Source organism: Roseateles sp. GW821-FHT09H10, from assembly GCF_059415865.1.
On the sequence record NZ_JBWKOB010000010.1, the window covers coordinates 1 to 2698 of the forward strand.

Annotated in this window: 2 rRNA genes (1 of these 2 cut by a window edge); both read right to left on the minus strand. The window is 51.0% G+C overall.

What is annotated here, in order from left to right:
* Positions 1 to 56 precede the first annotated feature (56 nt).
* Positions 57 to 169: ribosomal RNA gene (rrf, locus tag AC07OY_RS28905) — 5S ribosomal RNA — on the minus strand.
* Between the two features lie 196 nt (positions 170 to 365).
* Positions 366 to 2698 (minus strand): 23S ribosomal RNA (locus AC07OY_RS28910); it runs 644 nt beyond the window's last position.

Below are 2698 nucleotides of genomic sequence, written 5' to 3' on the forward strand. Positions count from 1 at the left end.
CGCCAAAGCAAAACGCCCCAGTATCTTTCGATACTGGGGCGGTTGCTTAATAAATAGCCTGACGATGACCTACTTTCACACGGGAATCCGCACTATCATCGGCGCTGACTCGTTTCACTGTCCTGTTCGGGATGGGAAGGAGTGGGACCAAGTCGCTATGGTCGTCAGGCTTGACTGGTTGACTTATTGGCGTGGCCAATAAGTCCAATTGGTAGAGTCAGCAGATGAACTATTGCTAGCTTTATCTGCACACCGCATGTTGTCAAACATGCAGCGGAATCAGTATTTTGATTGCGTCTTCAGACTTCTGAAGAACAACATAACTTGAATACCCATCTTGATCTGCTGTTGGCAGTCAAAGTTATAGGGTCAAGCCTCACGGGCAATTAGTACTGGTTAGCTTAACGCGTTACCGCGCTTCCACACCCAGCCTATCAACGTCCTGGTCTCGAACGACCCTTCAGGGGGCTCAAGGCCCCGGCAAGACTCATCTTGAGACGAGTTTCCCGCTTAGATGCTTTCAGCGGTTATCTCTTCCGCACTTAGCTACTCGGCAATGCCACTGGCGTGACAACCGATACACCAGAGGTGCGTCCACTCCGGTCCTCTCGTACTAGGAGCAGGCTCTCTCAATCTTGCAGCGCCCACGGAAGATAGGGACCAAACTGTCTCACGACGTTTTAAACCCAGCTCACGTACCTCTTTAAATGGCGAACAGCCATACCCTTGGGACCGGCTACAGCCCCAGGATGAGATGAGCCGACATCGAGGTGCCAAACACCGCCGTCGATATGAACTCTTGGGCGGTATCAGCCTGTTATCCCCAGAGTACCTTTTATCCGTTGAGCGATGGCCCTTCCATACAGAACCACCGGATCACTTTGTCCTACTTTCGTACCTGCTCGACTTGTCAGTCTCGCAGTCAAGCACGCTTATGCCAATGCACTATCGTCACGATTTCCGACCGTAACTAGCGTACCTTCGAACTCCTCCGTTACACTTTGGGAGGAGACCGCCCCAGTCAAACTGCCCACCATACACTGTCCCCATCCCGGATAACGGGACAAGGTTAGAACCTCAAACACACCAGGGTGGTATTTCAACGTTGGCTCCATAAGATCTAGCGACCTTACTTCAAAGCCTCCCACCTATCCTACACAGATCTGTTCAAAGTCCAATGTAAAGCTACAGTAAAGGTTCATGGGGTCTTTCCGTCTTTCCGCGGGGAGATTGCATCATCACAAACATTTCAACTTCGCTGAGTCTCTGGAGGAGACAGTGTGGCCATCATTACTCCATTCGTGCAGGTCGGAACTTACCCGACAAGGAATTTCGCTACCTTAGGACCGTTATAGTTACGGCCGCCGTTTACTGGGACTTCAGTCAAGAGCTTGCACCCCATCATTTAATCTTCCAGCACCGGGCAGGAGTCACACCCTATACGTCGACTTTCGTCTTTGCAGAGTGCTGTGTTTTTAATAAACAGTTGCAGCCACCGATTCTCTGCGGCCTCATTGGGCTCCCCTTGTACAGGTTCACCTACTAAAGGCACACCTTCTTCCGAAGTTACGGTGTCAATTTGCCGAGTTCCTTCTCCAGAGTTCTCTCAAGCGCCTTAGAATACTCATCTCGCGCACCAGTGTCGGTTTGCGGTACGGTCGTCAATAGCTGAAGCTTAGTGGCTTTTCTTGGAAGCAGGGTATCACTCACTTCGTCTGCAAGCAGACTCGTTATCACGCCTCATCTAAGCTCTCCGGATTTGCCTAAAGAGCACGACTACACGCTTGAACCAACATATCCAACAGTTGGCTGAGCTAACCTTCTCCGTCCCCACATCGCACTATTGATCGGTACAGGAATATTGACCTGTTTCCCATCAGCTACGCATCTCTGCCTCGCCTTAGGGGCCGACTCACCCTACGCCGATGAACGTTGCGTAGGAAACCTTGCGCTTTCGGCGAGGGGGCTTTTCACCCCCTTTAACGCTACTCATGTCAGCATTCGCACTTCTGATACCTCCAGCAGGCTTCACAACCCACCTTCACAGGCTTACAGAACGCTCTCCTACCACGTGCAATAAATTGCACATCCGCAGCTTCGGTAACTGGCTTAGCCCCGTTACATCTTCCGCGCAGGACGACTCGATCAGTGAGCTATTACGCTTTCTTTAAATGATGGCTGCTTCTAAGCCAACATCCTGACTGTTTTAGCCTTCCCACTTCGTTTCCCACTTAGCCAATTTTAGGGACCTTAGCTGGCGGTCTGGGTTGTTTCCCTCTTGAGTCCGGACGTTAGCACCCGGTGCTCTGTCTCCCAAGCTGTACTCTGCGGTATTCGGAGTTTGCATAGGTTTGGTAAGTCGCCATGACCCCCTAGCCTAAACAGTGCTCTACCCCCGCAGGTAATACTTGAGGCACTACCTAAATAGTTTTCGGAGAGAACCAGCTATTTCCAAGTTTGTTTAGCCTTTCACCCCTATCCACAGCTCATCCGCTAGTTTTGCAACACTAGTCGGTTCGGACCTCCAGCACCTGTTACGGTACCTTCATCCTGGCCATGGATAGATCACTTGGTTTCGGGTCTACACCCAGCGACTATTCGCCCTATTCGGACTCGATTTCTCTACGGCTTCCCTATTCGGTTAACCTCGCCACTGAATGTAAGTCGCTGACCCATTATACAAAAGGTACGCAGTCAC